This window comes from Spirosoma harenae, assembly GCF_054776975.1.
Genome location: NZ_BAAHBD010000027.1, coordinates 326,475 through 344,994, shown reverse-complemented (window position 1 = coordinate 344,994; position 18,520 = coordinate 326,475). Strand labels below are relative to the sequence as shown.

Genomic DNA, 18,520 nt, shown 5'->3' with positions numbered 1-18,520 from the left:
ATAACTTTAGAGTTGCCTAATTTAAATAAAGGTATATATTTACTTGTTCAACTGCCTTTTTTGAGGGTAGTTAAACAAACTTCTGCTCAATCTATGCCTCGAATTACTCGATGGTTAGTTTGTTGGCTTATTATTACTCTATCCGGTTGGTCGACACAGGCAATTGCCCGTTCACCCGAACCTGAGTACATTACAGTGCGTAACGGATTACCGCAGGGATTCGTCAATTCAATTATTCAGGACCATCGTGGATTTATCTGGCTAGCTACCCGCGACGGTCTCTGCCGGTACGACGGTATCCGATTTCGCATTTATACGCACAACCCGCAACAAGTTCAATCACTTTCATTTAGTAGTATTTATGAGATTCGGGAAGACAGAACTGGCAAACTCTGGATTCGGACCGAAAATGATCAGATCGACGTATTCGATCCCGTTACAGAACGAGCCGTCCGTCTGTCTGATTCACCGGCATTCAGGCAGGCACTGGGCCGAGATCAACTTATTGGTATTCAACCAGATAAATCTGGCAATGTTTGGGTAGCCAGCCAAACAAATGGCTTTTTCCGACTCAATGCCAATGGCTCAATCTCGCATCGGTACTGGGCAATGAAGGGTGATTCTGCCCAATTTTTAATTCACTCGATTTTAGTAGACCGCCATGACCAGCCCTGGTTCGCAACCCAGAATGGCTTATTTCGGTATGATCTCCAATCCAGACAATTGATTCGCTTTACTACGGAGGATGAAGTGTATCGATTGCATGAGCGACGAAATGGCGAACTACTGCTAGGGTTTCCGGGCCATTTTGCCCTATTTGATCCAGCACGTGGACGTGTTCGACAGGATATTGACCTAACCAACGAACCCGGCTTACCACTTTTTGCCACCGATTCAAAAGGCGTAGATTATATCAATCAAAACCAGTATACCGATCGATTCGGGCTCGTTCCTCTCTTTCCCGATGCTTCAGCCCAATCCCCAAAGCTTGGCCGATTTTCGGCATTAACCTTACTGGTCGACCGGACTAATGTACTCTGGATTGGACTCGATGGCGATGGTGTTATCAAATACGATCTAAATAAACGCCCGTTTCAGGCCTGGCCGTATAGTAGTAATTTTCAGACGACCTGGCTCAGCCAGCAGCTCAATATACCTGTTAGTACTATTCCAGACGACATCCGTCAGCAACCAGCCTCAAGCCTTCGCTATCAATTTGATAAAAATCGAGTTCTTTGGATAAGCAGTCCGCAAACGGCTCCTTACCGATACGATGCCATTCGGAAGACATTTACCCAAGTTCAGCCAACAGGTATTGAACCTCGGTGGCTGCCGAATGGAAATTTTCGTTTAACGACGATTACTACCGGAGCACAAGGTGAAATCTGGGGCCTGCTGGGCACTAAAAATCAAGCCGTAGTCCGCTACAATCCTGTTCAGGACAACTTCACAGCGTTTCCTCTGCCCATACCAGCAAATCATCCCTACACCATTACAGCCATGATTGTAGATGGTGGGCGGGTTTATCTGGCAACTGAAAAACACGGGCTCCTCCGCGCCGACCTATCCAACAAGCGACTGATTCACTGGCAGGGCATGACAAACGGACCTAGCTCATTACCAGGCAATTCGCTGCTCTGTCTGGCTCAGGATCCTATACAATACAATTATATTTGGATTGGCACCTTTGGGGAAGGCTTGTGTCGGCTCGACAAAATGACGGGCCATATTCAGCGATTTCCAATTGGACAGGGTTTATCCAGCAATGTGATTTACGCGATCCGGGCAGATAGTAAGGGGCATCTCTGGTTGAGCACCAATCGGGGCCTTTGCCGCTTCGATACGCGCTCTCATGAAGTTCGTAATTACATGTCGGACGATGGGTTACCCAGTGAAGAATTCAAGCAATTCCACGATGTGGCTCTACCCGACGGGCGCCTGATTTTTGGTGGAATTGGTGGATACACTATTTTCGATCCAAGTCTGATTAGTGCTGATGCGGTCAAACCAATTGTCGTATTAACTGCCCTTCGAATCAATAATCAGCAGGTGACAGCCAATACGCCTGATTCACCGATTCAAAAAGACATCAACGAAACAACAACGATCGAACTAGAACATGGTCAAAACTTTATTTCCATAGACTTTGCCGCGCTTGAGTTTAATCAAACGCACAAAAATCAGTATCGCTACAAACTGGTTGATTTAGATAAAGATTGGGTGTACAGTGGTAATATTGCCACAGCCAATTATACCAATCTACCTCCTAAAAAATATACGTTCATAGTCAATGCCTCCAATACATCTGGTATATGGAGCCCAGTTACACACAGCTTAACAATTATTATTGCCCCGCCTTTATGGGCTACCTGGTGGGCGTATACCGCTTATGCGCTGCTGCTATTAGGTGTTTTGCTTTTGTTTATACGCATCCGAATTCGTCGGCTGCATCAAAAAAGCCAAATGGAACTTCGTGAACAGGAGTCTATGCAATTAAAACACCTTGATGAAGTAAAAACACGTTTTTTTGCCAACATTACACACGAACTCCGAACGCCGTTAACGCTCATTTTAAGCCCGTTAGAACAAGTATTAACTGACACGACCGAAGCACCTTATTATAATCGGCTTACCCTCATTTACCGAAATGCCAATCGACTCCTCCGACTCATAAATGAGTTACTGGATTTAGCAAAACTCGATGCGGGTAACTTGACAATAACACCAAGTCCTGGTGATTTACAGGAGTTTATCAAACGAATTGTTCTGGTCTTTACCGAAGAAGCCCAACGCAAGCACATTCAACTAACCTTTACACACGCATTTAGCCAGCCTTATTATTGGTTCGACTATGATAAGGTAGAAAAGATCCTTACAAACCTAATAGCCAATGCGATAAAGTTTACAGACGATACAGGCTCTGTTCAGGTTAAAATCCTTGTTGATCCCATAGATCCCGCGCTGGCGAGTTCGGCGAATACGGATCTGATTCAGATATTGGTACAAAATACGGGAAACCCGATTTTGCCGACCAAACTCCCGCACATTTTCGATCGATTTTATCAGGCAAATCCTTTGGAGGGGTCCGTAGCTGGTTCAGGCATTGGTTTGGCCCTTGTAAAAGAACTGGTCGAAATGATGCAGGGGAAAATTTCCGTAAAAAGTCAGGCCGGACAGGGAACAACGTTTACAGTTGCTCTCCCCTGTCGACGAGCAAGGCCTGAACTTGTCTCTACGCCAACTCCTCAGGAACCTGCCCCAACACCAGTTGTAACTGAACAGGCGTCTTCAAATTCGGAGCCCGCCGACGAAAAAGCGTATCGCATTCTATTGGTTGAAGACAACGATGAATTAGCCGAATACATAACCTCTACAATGGATATAGACTGGCAGGTAAAACGTGTCAGTAATGCACCTACAGGCATTGCTACGGCCGTTGCCGAAGGGCCAGATCTTATCATTAGCGATGTATTGATGCCTGAAATGGATGGTTATGAGCTGTGCCGACAGTTAAAAGGAAATCCTGTTACCAGTCATATTCCAATTCTATTGCTTACGGCCAAGGCGTCTGTAGAAAGTCGATTAGAAGGATTGGCAGCTGGAGCCGACGATTATTTAGCGAAGCCATTTCAGGTGAATGAGTTGCTCGGGCGGATACGAAACAGACTGGAACACCAACAGCGTATGCGCCAGCATTTCAAAACGCAGTTGTTACGGCAGGGCAATTTGCCCACCACGAGTCAGGATCCTCAGGACGAGTTTATGAATCGGATCTATACCGTTCTGGAAGATCGTTTGGACGATTCAACGTTTGGTGTTGAACAACTGGCAACGGCTATTAACATGAGCCGGATGCACCTGAACCGGAAGGTGAAAGTAATGACAGGTTTAACGCCAAACGAACTCATCCGAATGGTTCGCCTAAAACGAGCCGCAGAGTTATTACTAACGGGCATTTCCGTATCGGAAGTGGCCGACCGGGTTGGCTTCGATACACCAGCTTACTTCTCGAAAGTCTTTAAAGATCAGTACCACCTAACGCCTTCTGAGTACGTTGATCAAAACCGGCATGAAGTAGCTTGAAGACACTAATTTTTTAGGTAAATTCCTCTATTCTTTATTTAGTGCCGCACTTTCCCCTATAATTTATATACTAATTGCACCTATTTGTAGTAGATGTTACAAATTTCATAGTGCTTGTTACGATACAGCAAGAGCAGAAAAGTCGCGGGATGTAGTATTGTGTACTTAATCACTTCAACGAAAATTTGAAAAGTACTTTATACCATGTCTACATCTCTCTTTTCTTTTTCAAGTCGTACTTCCTCTATGGAGTATCCACCACTTAAGTTGTATATTCGGGAAACAGGCCGCCAGTATTTTCCAGTATCCGAACTGGTTTATTTGCAGGCTGTCGCGAATTACAGTTGGCTAAACTGGGCTGATGGGCGACGAATGCTGATGCCACGGACCTTAAAATATTATTCTCCTCAGCTTCCAAACGAGTTATTTATTCGGTTACACCGTAATTGCGTTGTAAACCGAGAATATGTAGTCCGGTTAGAACGTACGGACACGGGCGGCCTTGTTCACTTGAGCACTGGCGAAACGTTACCCGTATCTCGTCGCCGTTGGAGTCTGGTTCGTCGGCAACTGACAAGCCAGCGACCATACCTGAACTAGCCGATTTTTTTTCTCTCTCTTAAAGCCTTTTTTCTGAATCTGTCTCTTTATTCAAGGTAGCCAGATTCAGGAAAAAGGTTTTATTTTTTGTCCTCTCTCCTGTAGCGCACCACAGAGGGCGCTACACAAATACGAATCGCAACTATACTTTTTTGTCTACGCGTATAAATACGCAAAATCTGTGCCAGTCTATCATTTTATGCATAGACTTTTTTGTGATATTGGTTTAAAAAACCGACACGACGGTTAGTTTTGACCCTTCTGAACAGCATTAAAAAAATAATTAACTTTTTTTCGATAAAGCCTGTAATGTTTTTCTGGCTCAGTCGTCTTTGTCATTGAGATGGATTTACAAGCCTTTAAACAACGCATTCTCCCGGTTCAGGGACGCCTTTTTCGGGTGGCACAGTTGTTTCTTCGCAATCGCGAGGAAGCAGAAGATGCCTTACAGGATGTGTTGTTACGGTTATGGACCAATCGCCAACAATTAGAAGGCTATCAAAGTGTGGAAGCGCTGGCAGTACAGATCACTAAAAATCTGTGTTTGGATAAACTAAAAGCACATTCCAGGCAAAAGATAGCCGATGATGAGGCAGCACTATCAGGCATACAGGCCGAGGACGCTTCGCCCTATCGACAGGTGGAAGCTGCTGATAGTAACGAGTTAATGCACATGCTCATCGACGAATTACCCGATCAACAAAAACTCATTCTGCACCTGCGCGACGTAGAAGAGTATTCCTTTGAAGAAATCGAGGGCGTAACTGGATTGAGTGTGAATAATATTCGTGTGATTTTATCGAGAGCCCGGCAACGGCTTCGGGAGAATTACTTAAAAGTTAATGATTATGAAGCAGGACATTGAAAAGCTGCTGGAGAAATATTATGAGGGCCAAACAACGCTACAGGAAGAAAAACTGTTGCGTCAGTTTTTCCAGCAGGAGTCAATACCGCCCCATCTACAAAGTCATGCAGAGCCGTTTCGCTTTTTCGTTAACGAACGAAATCAGCATCCATCGTTTGCTTTTACAACCCAATTGGCGGCAAAACTGAATGCTCCAGCTACTGACCAGGTTATCGGTTTACGAACCTGGAGTCTTCGGATTGCTGCTAGTGTTGCGCTGCTCATCATTGGCTTTGGCGGTGGCCTTGTGTACAATCGATGGCGTGGTATTCCAGCTAACACATTTATCTCGTCGGCAGATGTAACGTCAGCCCGAGAGATGAAAAAAGTGCTCATGTTCGAACATTTGCCACAAACATCTGCTAGTGAGCGGATTCACGCTGTTAACCAGAGCCTTGAACTTAGCCGGGCAGATCAGGATATTACGCAGTTGCTGATTAACACGCTAAACTTCGACGCTAATGTAAACGTACGGTTAGCTGCGTGTCAGGCACTGACTCGATTCGAAAACGAACCGGGTGTTCGCGAAGCGCTTATTCAATCGCTTAAGATTCAGACTGATCCCAATATTCAGATTAGCCTTATTGATGCGCTGGTTGCTATAAAGGAAAAACGAGCGGTTGAAGAAATGCAGCGACTCGCTCAGAATCAGCAAGTAATGGATGTTGTCCGGCAAAAGGCAGAAGAAGGCATTCACCAATTGGCATCAGGTCGAAACGCACCATCCTAATTTAATTTTTTGTTCGACCTGATTAGTGCTGCTTCTTGATTTTCTATGTCAAACGGAATAAAGCTTAAACAGTAAACACACAATTTAATTTTCTCATTTCCAATTTATTAAGTCCATGAAAACGCTCCTATTATTGAGTGCTAGTCTCTTATTGTGTCTAAGCAACGCTCAGGCACAGGAATACAAAGCCAAATTAACGAATGCCAAAGACCGCAAAGTAACGCTCGAAATTGATGCGGGCGACATCAAAATTGAAGGTTATAACGGCGACGAAGTGATTATTCAAGCCAATTCGGGCTATGAAGCACCTCCCGAACGAGCTAAAGGTTTAAAACCTCTGTACTATACAGCTGTCGATAACTCAGGAATTGGTCTGGCCGTAAACCCGGATGGTAATGGACTGAAAATTGAAAAAGCGACCCGGAAGCAGATAAAGTATTCGATAAAGCTTCCCCGGAAGGTTTCCATTCTGTATCAGCAGGTTAACTGGCACAGCGGTGACCTGACAATCAGTAACATGGATGGCGATCTGGAGATCAAAACGAATAATGGCTCCATTGATCTGAACAATGTAACTGGTCCTGTGGTCGCCAATACAACGAATGGCGAAATCAATGTTATGTTCTCCGGATTGAGTCAGGAAAAACCAACGGCCATTTCAACCATCAATGGGGTCATCGACATTACACTTCCTGCTGCAACTAAAGCCAATTTGAAGTTACAGTCTATTTCGGGTGAAATGTATACCGACTTCGATCTGGGAGTTAAGAATACAAAAGATGGATTAACCCGAGTGGGTGGCCGTCATAATATTGATGGTACGACAAACGGTGGTGGCGTTGAAGTTCAGCTCAAAACCATCAACAGCAATATCTATATCCGCAAGCAAAAGTAAGCCCCCCTTCACTCCTTATTCCTATGAAAAATACCCTACTCCTGCTTTTGCTTACGCTAACGAGTTTTCTTATTCGTCCCGTTTTTGGTCAGCGAATCATTCAGAAAACAATGCCTGTTTCGGCAAACCAGCTCGTCAATCTTCATTTGAAATTTGGCGACAGTATCCAGATTCGCTACTGGGATAAATCTGACTTATCGGTACGTATATCAGCTACAATCAACGGTGGAAAACTAGACGATGCGCTGGTTGTAACAACAGCATCTACCGATCAGGAAGTTAGCCTTAAAACGGATTTTGATAAGGAAAAACTGAAAGATGGTAAAGCCGAAGATTGTCCGGGCGATGGTCACCGATGGCGGACGGACATGAACGGGCGGGATTATTATGTCTGTAGCAAAATCAATTACGAAGTAACTCTGCCCCGACATGCCAAACTGAAAGTAGAAACCATTAACGGCAATATCGACATTCAGGGCGCTACAGAAGCCGTTTTTGCCAAAACCATCAGCGGCTATGTGGACATGAGCTGGCCCAGAGCAAAAGGCGCTAATCTGGCTATGAAAACCATTACCGGCGAAGTTTACTCCGATCTTGACATTGCCTTCAAGAATAAGAAAGAGAAACGTCCGATGGTTGGCTACCTGCTGGAAGGAACCTTAAACGGCGGAGGCCCAATCGTTCAGTTGGAATCTATTAGTAATAATATTTTCCTGCGCAAAAAAGACTAAACTCACCTATTCACTTAACTCTACTTTGGCGACAGCGCCTTTGTTCTAAACGGTAAAAGCCGTTTTGAGCAAAGGCGCATTGTCATTTTTAGCTTCTATTTTTTCCTGCTTATTTCCTACTTACTATTATCGGAATGATCAATTTGCTTTATATTGCTCTACTTAGTTCTACAAACCTATGAGCAATCAGTTGTTTTCTCCCTTCCGGGCTCCTTACATCATTGATGAGCGGTTTAAAAAATCAGTAGCCTATTTCTCCATGGAAATTGCCGTCGACCAGGCCTTAAAAACCTATTCGGGTGGTTTGGGTTTTCTGGCGGGTTCGCACATGAAGAGTGCTTTTGAGCTCAAACAAAATCTGATTGGCATCAGCATGCTCTGGAAATATGGCTACTATGATCAGGTTCGCCAGACTGATAATGCAATGGCTGTGCAGTTTCGGGAGAAAATCTATTCCTTTCTACAAGACACGACTATTGAGTTCACAATCGACATAGCAGGTCAGGATGTTCGAGTTCGCGCTTATTACCTAGAACCGACTATTTTTCAGACCGTTCCTTTGTTTTTTCTAACAACGGATATTGATGGGAACGACACAGCGGCTCGTTCAATCTCCTACCGACTTTATGATAATGATGCACGAATAAAGGTTATCCAGTGCATGGTTCTGGGAATTGGCGGGGCTAAATTACTCGAAGCGCTGAGTTATACACCAGAGGTTTATCACCTGAACGAAGCGCACGCATTATCCGCGATCTTCTACCGGTATCAGCAAACGGGTTCGGCAGACGAAGTTCGTCAACAATTTGTCTTCACAACGCATACGCCCGAGGAAGCAGGAAACGAGAAGCACGATATTCATCTGTTGAACGAGTTAGGATTTTTCGGTAGTCTTTCGATGGATAAAGTGCGGGAAATCAGCGGCATTCAAGACAATGTATTCAATCATTCGCTGGTGGCTCTGCGGCTGAGTCGACTGGCAAATGGTGTTTCTAAACTTCATGGCGAAGTAGCCCGCCAGATGTGGGCAAGGTTTGAGGGCATCTGCCCTATTAGTCACGTAACGAACGCCCAAAATCAACGTTACTGGACAGACCCTCAACTGGAATCTGCTCGCCTATCGGTTGATATTCAGGCTATTGCTGCTCGCAAGTTGGACTTAAAACGTCCTTTATTTACTCTAGTAGCCGATCAGGTCGGCAAACTATTCCAACCGAATGTGCTGACACTCGTTTGGGCCCGACGTTTTGCGACTTACAAACGACCTGATTTGCTGGTGGACGATATGGAACGGTTCAGTCGGTTGCTTAATCAGACAAACTATCCCGTACAAATCATCTGGGCCGGGAAGCCCTATCCGATGGATTATGGCGCCATTGAAGTCTTTAATCGACTTTATTACCTAAGCCATTTATATCCAAATATGGCAGTGTTAACGGGCTATGAATTAGGGCTTTCCAAACTTCTGAAAGATGGCGCTGATGGCTGGTTAAACACGCCTATTGTAAATCGCGAAGCATCAGGCACATCGGGCATGACAGCTGCCATGAATGGAGCCGTAACTATTTCGACCAATGATGGCTGGGTACGTGAATTTGCTAAACCGGGAGAGAATTGTTTTCTGGTTCCTACCGCTGATCCGCTCCTGCCCTACCACGCTCGCGATGAGCATGATCGGGACCATCTGTTTACTCTACTCGAAAACGAAATCCTGCCTATGTACTATGATCGTCCCGCAGATTGGCAGTCGATTGTTTTACAAAGCATGAACGATGTAAATGCGTATTTTGGATCGAATCGGATGGCAACGGATTATTACGAACAGATTTATTAAGAATTCTGCCGGCCGTATTTCTTTTGATAAAATTCAATAGACTGTTCTACCCAATTATCCCGCTCAATACGGCCAGGGAAGAACTCGATAATTTCGTTTACCTTATCAATATCTTCCTTCGTGAAATTAGCAACCTGCCGAAACGTATAAATGCCCAGGCTATGCAGTTTACGTTCCAGAAATGGCCCGACACCTACTATGGTCTTCAGATCATCGGCCTCCGCAGCCGTAGCCCGTCCAATACGATCGAAATTGATTTCGCTGGCTCGAGCCGCAATTCGACTTAGTACTGCCGCTTCGGAGTTACCCGTTGTAACAGGAGGCAGGATCGAAGCTGGCGCTGGTGGTATGACCGCAGCAACTGGACTAACTTCTGGAACGGGTTTTATGACCACTGGCTCTGGAACAATCGGTGTGATGACCTCAGGGGAAGTATTAACAATCGGTGCTTTTATGTCTGCATCAATAAGCTCAGGCGTCTCATCCGGAGCAATGGCTGGCAGAAGTGGATCGGCATGAACAAACGCCGGAGGTGTCTCAATGATGGGTTGCGGTCGAGAGGTTACTCCTCCGCTTGCTTTTCCTGCTTTCTTAATCCAACGGCAATCGTCCAGTTCTGCCTGTTTTCTCTCAATCGACTCCTGAAGTGTATTTATCCGGCCTGCTAATGCCAACCGGCTTAGCAGCCAGCCAATAAACGCAGCCACTGCCAGTAAAATCACCATTTCGGTAATTGCTACAGGAAGGTTAAACGGGTCTAAGCCAAACATAAGGGGATAGGTTAAAATGGGTGAAAGACAAACTACTTCCGCTTTGCAAATTTTACGGCCTGACCAACCCAGTCGTCACGCTCGATACGCCCCGGAAAAAACTCAATAATGTCGTTGACCTTATCAATATCTTCCTTCGTAAAATTGGCAATTTGGCGGAACGTATAAATCCCGATAGCATGCAGTTTCTTTTCCAGAAATGGACCGACACCCACTATATCTTTCAGGTCATCCACTTCGGCAATGGTGGCTGTGCCAATCCGGGCAAAATTAAGCTCGTTAGCTCTGGCGCGGATTCGGTTGAGGACAATAGCCTCAGGGTCGTCAGTCGATGACTCAGCCGTTGCTGCTGCAGCCCGAAGGCAATCGTCCACCGCAAGCTCCGTGGTAGCTAGTTCACTTTCGAGTGCCCGAATAGTTCGTTGCCGCGAACTGTATCCAATAATAAAGCCTAAAACCGTAGACACAATCAGCATTATGATTTGCTGCATCATGGCATCAGGCAGGTTCAAGGGGTTCATCTCAAACATAACTTGAAAGGTTTATGGGATTTAGTTGATGTTCCTGATGTCGTTTTGCTGAATCTGGAACTTCTTAAAATGATTATTCAACAACAACGGTTACACGTCGGTTTGCCTTGCGACCCGATTCGGTGCTGTTATCGGCTTTAGGCTGCGTTTCGCCTTTGGCAACCACTTTGATTTGAGACGCCAGAACGCCTGCTTTACGAAGACGAGCTTTCACATCATTTGCCCGATCTCGCGAAAGCTGCATATTGACATCGTCTTCTCCCGAATCGTCTGTATGCCCCGTCAAGACAAATTTTTTGTCCTGGTGTTCTGCCAGGTATCGGATAGCTTCTTTGAAGAATTTCTTCGTCTCGTCGGTCCTAATGTAGAAGGCCTCCCCCATTGGGAAATACAGATCGATTGGTTTGAATATGGATTCAAACTTCTCAGCGTTGGCCAGTTCTTTTTCCGTCGTTGGTTTTGTGATCTTAGCCAGTTCAGGGGTCTTGGCCGATTCTTCAGGTTTTGGGGGAGTAGTGGTTTCAGGAACGGCGACAGGCTCAGTGGCTGGTTTAGCAGCTCCATTAAAAGCAAAATCAAGTCCACCATAAATTGAATCGTTCTTCGCCGTAAACGTCAGATCCCGTTCCTCACCTTTCGTCATGATGGATTCAGCCGGAATTCCCTGTTGTATCAGGTATTGCTTGATACCTTCTGCGCGCGCAACACCAAGATTTGAGAAAGAAGTACTGTTCGTTTCCTCAGACGTGTAATAGCCTGTAATATCCAGCGTTCGACCAGGATTTGCTTTTAAATACCCAACCATTGAATCCAGCGATCCGCCCAGTGTATTCACATTGGCGTTGGCTCCTGATCTGGCAAAACTAAAATTACCCGGGAACTCCAGTTTGAATAAGTCGCCATCAGCAATGGTAAATCCAGTTCCACTATCGGTCGATTCAGGATCGTCTGTCGTTATGGTCGATGCATTTATATTGTCACCACATAGCTGCTTAATTTTGCAGACGTGCCACCAGGTTGAGCCGATCATCCACAAAACCAGTAGAATGATCCAGGGAGCTTTGTTTGTCATATTGAAGCTGGGTTTTCTGTGCTACGTTTTGAATGACCGCTCAAGGCGGCTTTTCATGAAAAGGTTGCTCAAAAATACGTTCAAGTGGTATAAAAGCAAGATTGCCAGCAATTTTGACCGGCATTACACTAAACTTCTTATTTATTGTCAGCCACAAGCCGGATTAACGGCGCAGATTGGGTGATAATTCATCAATTTCGCATTTCAATTCGTTCATCAAAACAACCTGACATTCGTTAATTACAATTTATGCTTATTGATCTTCGCAGTGATACGGTTACCCATCCAACGCCAGCCATGCGTGAGGCTATGTTTACGGCTCCATTAGGTGACGATGTATTTAATGATGACCCAACTGTAAATGCGCTTGAAGCAAAAACTGCAGCCCTATTTGGAATGGAAGCAGCTTTGTTTTGCGCATCCGGAACGATGACGAATCAACTTGCCATTCGCACCCACACCCGACCTGGCGACGACGTCATCTGTGACTACCTATCCCATGTGTATCAATACGAAGGTGGTGGAATTTCGGTAAATGCTCTAGCGTCTGCCAGTTTAGCCCACGGTATACGCGGTAAACTCACGCCCGACCTTATACGCGAACATATTTATAATTCGACTGATCCGCACAAGCCACTATCTCGGTTAGTTGTCCTTGAAAACACGATTAACAAAGGGGGCGGATGCTATTATACGATTCCTGAAATTGCGGCAATCCGACAGGTTTGCACCGAACATGGTTTGCTCCTGCACCTGGACGGAGCCCGTCTTTTTAATGCACTCGTTGAAACAGGAGAGCCTACGACCGCCTACGGTCAGCTTTTCGATTCGATTAGCATATGCTTATCTAAAGGATTAGGCTGTCCGGTTGGATCACTTCTTTTGGGTAAAGCTGATTTCATCTGGAAAGCCCGGCGTTTCCGTAAAATTATGGGTGGTGGTTGGCGTCAGGCTGGTTTTCTGGCTGCTGCGGGTATTTACGCGCTCGATCATCATATCGACCGGCTTAAACAGGACCATGCACGCGCTCGTAAACTCGGGGTGATGCTGGAGAGACGGCCAGAAGTCGAAGAAATTCTGCCGATTGATACCAACATTGTCATTTTCCGACTTCCCGAAACCATCTTAGCTAAAGACTACGTTTCCCAATTAGAGGCAAAAGGTATCCGCAGCATCGCTTTTGGGAAACACCTGGTCCGTTTCGTAACCCATCTTGACTTTACCGATGAGATGGTAGCAGAACTAGAACTACTTCTGAACCGGGATTTAGCAAATTGATGGATTAAACTGATTTTGAACCGCCGGGCGGCCCCGCGGGATTTTATGATTTAACTGACCGACTTTGATTTTGTAGATTAGACCTTCTTCGAAGCGAAAACAAAATCAGTTCAATCACAAAAATCCCGCGGGGCCGCCCGGCGGTTCAAAATCAAAGTCGGTCAGTTAAATTATAAAATCCCGGTTCTGACAATTATGCATATACAAACCAGAAACTTACAGAAGTCAGATTACCACGACCTCAAAGAAACCATGATTGAGGTCTACAGTGGTATTGGTGGGGATTATTGGCCCAAAAGTTCGATCAGTAAACTACTCAACATTTTTCCGGAAGGTCAATTTTGTGTGGAGGTCGACGGGAAGGCGGTTGCTATTGCGCTGGCTATTCGAGTGAAATACGACGACTTTGGCGACAACCATACGTATTATGAAATTACGGGGGGTTATACCTTCAAAACGCACAACGACGAAGGCGACTATTTATATGGTATAGAAGTATTTGTCCACCCCGACTATCGAGATTTACGGTTAGGTCGTAGGCTTTATGATGCCCGAAAGGAATTATGTGAGCAGTTGAATCTCAAGGGTATATTGGCTGGCGGACGTATTCCGAACTATAATAAATATGCCGGAGAGCTGTCACCTCGTGAGTACATCGCCAAGGTTAAGCAAAAGGAAATTTATGATCCGACGCTAACGTTCCAGCTCTCCAACGATTTCCACGTCCGGAAAGTCCTGCGTGGGTATTTACCCGGCGATTCTGAATCGAAAGAATACGCTACCCTGCTGGAATGGATCAATATTTATTACGTAAAAGAGGAAGACAAAAAACCACATACTGATTCCATTATCCGACTGGGTGTAATTCAGTGGCAAATGCGGCTTTTCGAAAATCTGACTACCTTTTTAGATCAGGTGGAGTTTTTCGTGAATGCCGTAAGCGATTACCGGGCCGATTTCATGGTATTACCGGAGTTTTTCAACACCCCGCTCATGGCTGATTTCAATGATTTACCGGAGCCCGTCGCCATTCGAAAATTAGCTGATTTCACTATACCCGTACGCGAAAAACTCTGTGAATTAGCGATTTCTTACAACGTCAATATTGTCGGTGGTAGCATGCCCCTTGTTGACGATGGAAAGCTTTACAATGTAGCCTACCTCTGCCGACGGGATGGTTCATTCGAAGAGTTCCGCAAAATCCACATCACGCCTAATGAAGTGAGGCATTATGGGATGGTAGGCGGCCACGAAATTCGGGCGTTCGATACGGATTGTGGTAAAATCGGGATGGTAATTTGTTACGATGTGGAATTTCCCGAATTAAGTCGGATTCTGGCTCAGCAAGGGATGCAGATTCTATTTGTACCCTTCCTGACCGATACACAAAACGGCTACTCCCGGGTACGACATTGCGCGCAGGCACGAGCTATTGAGAATGAGTGTTATGTAGCTATATCGGGTTGTGTCGGGAACCTGCCAAGGGTGCATAATATGGACATCAATTACGCCCAATCGGCAGTATTTACACCTTCTGATTTTCAGTTTCCAACGAATGCCGTAAAAGCAGAAGCCACTCCCAACACCGAAATGGTCCTCATCGCCGACGTCGATTTAAGTTTACTGAAAGAACTCCATGAACATGGTTCTGTACAAGTATTGAAAGATCGTCGGACAGACTTATACGATGTATCCCTGAAAAAAGCGGCTCGCAAAGCGCTTAAACAGCGAAAAGCATCGGCCGACAATGATCCAGAAGCCGTTCCACCCGTTATTGTAGTGGCCAATTAATGACTGACTGGAAATTGCTCGATCGGGGTCAATTCGAACTATTTTTTGTCATTCCGACGCCAGAAGGAATCTCTTAATCGGTTAATAGGCAAGTTTAAGATTCCTCCTGGCGTCGGAATGACAAAAATTTACTCTTTGTACCTACATTATTAATCCTGAATCAACTTAGATTTTAACCATCGACTCACACCAACCCTTCTATTGAAAATACATCCAATTTCGATTTTCTGAAATTTCGTACTCGGCTCAATACGGCATTACCATTAGTCGAGCCACCATCGTTGGTATTACCTTCAATTGTTTCAATGATATCGTCGCCGATATGGGTAATTAGTCCGGCATGTACCCAGTCGTTTGGCGTCTTTTGCAACAGAAAAATATCGCCCGGTTTTATGAGAGACGGGTTAGCGCGGAGTTGTGTGTATCGAAACAGATTACCGTTTTGTAAGCCAGTCATTCCTACCACATCACAGTTATAGGTCAACGGCATAATCTTTTTAAAATCCTTCCCGAGCGACGAAGCAGCCTGATCGATAATTGTCTGGACAAATCCCATACACCACAACCATTCGGCTCCTTCGTTTCCGTCCATATACGACCGAACCCATGGTCCCGAATTGGGTTCCTTATCGATAACCAGTTCAAAAGGTCGGCTCAACAGATGATTCCGCGCCACATTTACGACTAGCCCACGCAGTTCATTGCCAGCCGCATTGCCTGAAAAAGCAGCGCGCATCGGGGCTACCATCAGGTTGAAGACGGCTCGATCGACAATCCCATTTTGCGAAACACCGTTTGCCTTTTGGAAATTTCTAACTGCCTGTTCAGTAGCTTTTCCAAAGTCTCCGTCGACACTGGTGGCTGTGACCATACCCGGATTGGACATAGCGAATAGCGTAAGCCAAGACTGAATTTTGCGTACGTCTTTTTTCGTGTTGGTTACTCCATTTCGCTGCTGAGTTGCGCTAATCGTTAGCTCATTTTGAAAGAATGCCTTCTGCATATCGGTGGAAAACAGGGATGGACAATCGAAACCCGTCAGAAGTAAATCTCTTGCAGGTTAGTAGTTTCGCTTAAAGTGCAGCCTGCCAGCGGATAAGCTCTTGTAAGACGATGATCTGAACATGAGCGGCTCGTTGAGGGATCTCTTCTAATTGTCGGTATAAGGCCACCATATGCTCCCAATTGAATGAGTCGCCATGAATATTTTGTGGTTCCTCTTCGAATAAATACGCAGCATAACCATGCTTAAATTCGTGTTCACCCAGTTTTTCTGGAACGTCAATGGTCTGGCTATGGCTATAAGCTTGCTGTATTTTTTCATTTTGCTCATCAATCTGACCACCCATCCCTCGTTTCAGAGTACCCCCATCTTTTACGGCGTCGTAGGTATTCTTTACGAGTTTACCGTACCCACTGATGAGTTGCAGATAGCTTTCTCTGTCGGCATCCAGACTAAAATAAAGCTGATAGCGACTAATTAATTCATTACCTACTCCTTGCGCTTTTGCCTTTTGATAATGCCAGCGAAAAGCGTCTTCTTCAGCCTGCTCAAAGCCTTTCTGTAAGGCCTCAATTTCTGGATTGAGTTGATTTAGAACTAGGTCTACGTTCTTCCAATCATATTTCTTACCGTCAAAATCGAATGTACGGGTTTGAATCTGCCTGGTCTTAATCTGTTCCAGCGTAGTCTGGTCTTCGTAATTGGTAAATAGCCGTTTTCGTAACCGACGATTTTCGTCCGAAAAAATGGTATCGGCATCTGGTATTGATTCTGCTGAATCGGCGACCAAAACCGGATCGAATGTGTGTAGTAAGCGTCGATCATAGAAGCCGTTATATCTTTCAGGCAATTGAGCCCGTTGGTTTTGATCAATTACGTAGGCACGGTAGTCAGTTGGATTAATAAATTGCTTTGCGGCTCCTTCCGACAATTCAACGCCAACGTAGAGTTGGGCGGTTAGTTCCTGTTGCCAATGTTCTGGTTTATTAAACAAACTCCACGGCGACGACTCGTCGGGGGTACAAGGGGCTAAAACGGACTGAATGTTCTGTTCTCGTTCTGATTGTGATGGATGCGATGACCACTGATCCTGGTAATTTACCCGATTGGGTGATGCAATCTTTAAGGCGTGTTCATCCGTTAGAATCGCCAAACCATTTACGATCTCAATTTCATTTTCGCTGGCTAGCATCTGCATCGTTTCGGTGTGAAGCGGGTACAGATTTTGGGCTATTTTCGCTTGGTCAACAAGGCCATTGAGGTAGTTGAGTGTCTGACGGTAAGCAGCATCGCCTAGTTCAATACGCCGAAGCGCTGTAATAATTGGCTGCCCACCAGCCGCACTCACCGCTACTAAATCAGCCTGATATTCCATCTCCCGAGAAAGCCCCATATAGCGCAGATTAAGCCACTGATAGGCTTTACTCAGAATTCTTCGAACGAGATTGACCAAGATGTGCGTAAACCCAGCAAAAATGCCCCACAAACCTCCCGACGATGCCCAGCGATCTAGCAAAGCATCCCAACGATCGCGCTCATAAACCAAGTTATAAATAACCCGATTGACGATATACACGTAGCTTCCCAGCTTCATCGATCGCTGCGAAAAATGGCCAAACTCATGAGCCATTACCGCTTTAAACTCGCTTATATTCAACGAATTGACCAGACCTAAACCAATTTCCAGATTCTTACGGACTGGTAAAAACAAGCTCCAAAAGCTGGAATTGTAAAACACGCAGGCATTCACATTGGGTGACAGGTAAATCTTATAAGGCTTTGGCGCGTTTACTTCTTCCGTTAATCGATGAATGAACGTAAACAATCGAGGATGATCTTTGGCCGTAATTTCAACGCGTTGCGCATCCTGGTTTTTATACACAGCAAACAGAAATTTCACCAGAAAAAGCAGGAACATGATCCCTAGTGCCAATAAGCCTAATCCGATGATAATCGTGAGTTTGTTTATAGAAACACTGATCAGCCAAATCGTACTTAAAACGCAGCCATAGGCAAGCCCAAGGCCAAACCCAATAAGGCATAGATAGAGAATGGCAAAGCCAACTATACCCAACAATGTACGTAGTACGTGCTGACGAAACGCGGGTGAAGGATCAAGAAATCCAGTATCTGGTAAGGTAGGCGCGGGTGGATAAATAAGGTTGGATTCAGGTTCAATTGCTGAGGTGGATACCATAAAATAAATGAAATTTTATCTTGTATAGTGTCTATTTAGGTTAACCCGCAATTACCGATATACAGATCGACTTACCAAATTTCAACACCAGTATTGTCTGAA

Annotated in this window: 14 protein-coding genes; 9 read left to right on the top strand and 5 right to left on the bottom strand. The window is 45.2% G+C overall.

The window, feature by feature from the left end:
• Window positions 1-93 precede the first annotated feature (93 nt).
• The 7 genes from ACYVE4_RS26505 (at window position 94) to glgP (ending at window position 9,777) form a co-directional block, all read left to right on the top strand.
• Complete coding sequence (locus ACYVE4_RS26505; RefSeq protein WP_461043312.1) at window positions 94-4,083, top strand: hybrid sensor histidine kinase/response regulator transcription factor; 3,990 nt, start codon at window positions 94-96, stop codon at window positions 4,081-4,083.
• Between the two features lie 246 nt (window positions 4,084-4,329).
• Window positions 4,330-4,683, top strand: a complete 354-nt coding sequence (locus ACYVE4_RS26500; RefSeq protein WP_461043311.1) for a LytR/AlgR family response regulator transcription factor — start codon at window positions 4,330-4,332, stop codon at window positions 4,681-4,683.
• 343 nt (window positions 4,684-5,026) lie between these two features.
• Complete coding sequence (locus ACYVE4_RS26495; RefSeq protein WP_461043310.1) at window positions 5,027-5,548, top strand: RNA polymerase sigma factor; 522 nt, start codon at window positions 5,027-5,029, stop codon at window positions 5,546-5,548.
• Window positions 5,532-6,317 carry a HEAT repeat domain-containing protein gene (locus ACYVE4_RS26490; protein ID WP_461043309.1) on the top strand — a complete coding sequence of 262 codons (786 nt, stop codon included), beginning with the start codon at window positions 5,532-5,534 and terminating at the stop codon, window positions 6,315-6,317. The genes ACYVE4_RS26495 and ACYVE4_RS26490 overlap by 17 nt, the downstream gene beginning before the upstream one ends.
• Window positions 6,318-6,432: 115 nt before the next feature.
• Window positions 6,433-7,212 (top strand): DUF4097 family beta strand repeat-containing protein, encoded by a 780-nt coding sequence (locus ACYVE4_RS26485; protein ID WP_461043308.1) that lies wholly within the window; start codon window positions 6,433-6,435, stop codon window positions 7,210-7,212.
• Window positions 7,213-7,235: 23 nt separating this feature from the next.
• Window positions 7,236-7,943: a DUF4097 family beta strand repeat-containing protein gene (locus tag ACYVE4_RS26480; RefSeq protein WP_461043307.1), complete on the top strand. Its 708-nt coding sequence runs from the start codon at window positions 7,236-7,238 to the stop codon at window positions 7,941-7,943.
• A 178-nt stretch (window positions 7,944-8,121) separates the two neighbouring features.
• Window positions 8,122-9,777, top strand: a complete 1,656-nt coding sequence (glgP, locus tag ACYVE4_RS26475; RefSeq protein WP_461043306.1) for an alpha-glucan family phosphorylase — start codon at window positions 8,122-8,124, stop codon at window positions 9,775-9,777.
• Here glgP and ACYVE4_RS26470 read toward each other — a convergent pair.
• From ACYVE4_RS26470 to ACYVE4_RS26460, 3 genes are all read right to left on the bottom strand, one after another.
• Complete coding sequence (locus ACYVE4_RS26470) at window positions 9,774-10,547, bottom strand: hypothetical protein (protein ID WP_461043305.1); 774 nt, start codon at window positions 10,545-10,547, stop codon at window positions 9,774-9,776. The two genes, glgP and ACYVE4_RS26470, sit on opposite strands and share 4 nt — an antisense overlap.
• A gap of 32 nt (window positions 10,548-10,579) precedes the next feature.
• Window positions 10,580-11,077 (bottom strand): hypothetical protein, encoded by a 498-nt coding sequence (locus tag ACYVE4_RS26465; RefSeq protein ID WP_461043303.1) that lies wholly within the window; start codon window positions 11,075-11,077, stop codon window positions 10,580-10,582.
• Between the two features lie 73 nt (window positions 11,078-11,150).
• Entirely contained in the window at window positions 11,151-12,149 is a 999-nt protein-coding gene (locus ACYVE4_RS26460) for an OmpA family protein (RefSeq protein ID WP_461043302.1), read from the bottom strand.
• 249 nt (window positions 12,150-12,398) lie between these two features.
• Here ACYVE4_RS26460 and ACYVE4_RS26455 point away from each other — a divergent pair, with 249 nt between their 5' ends.
• Entirely contained in the window at window positions 12,399-13,427 is a 1,029-nt protein-coding gene (locus ACYVE4_RS26455) for a threonine aldolase family protein (protein ID WP_461043301.1), read from the top strand.
• Window positions 13,428-13,622: 195 nt separating this feature from the next.
• Window positions 13,623-15,218, top strand: coding sequence for a GNAT family N-acetyltransferase (locus tag ACYVE4_RS26450; RefSeq protein ID WP_461043300.1), 1,596 nt, complete (start codon window positions 13,623-13,625; stop codon window positions 15,216-15,218).
• A 184-nt stretch (window positions 15,219-15,402) separates the two neighbouring features.
• Here ACYVE4_RS26450 and ACYVE4_RS26445 read toward each other — a convergent pair whose 3' ends face one another.
• Together ACYVE4_RS26445 and ACYVE4_RS26440 are read right to left on the bottom strand one after the other, a co-directional pair.
• A complete protein-coding gene (locus tag ACYVE4_RS26445; RefSeq protein ID WP_461043299.1) occupies window positions 15,403-16,221 on the bottom strand; it encodes a peptidoglycan-binding domain-containing protein in 819 nt (272 codons plus the stop codon).
• Between the two features lie 70 nt (window positions 16,222-16,291).
• Complete coding sequence (locus ACYVE4_RS26440) at window positions 16,292-18,418, bottom strand: M48 family metallopeptidase (RefSeq protein ID WP_461043298.1); 2,127 nt, start codon at window positions 18,416-18,418, stop codon at window positions 16,292-16,294.
• Window positions 18,419-18,520 lie beyond the last annotated feature (102 nt).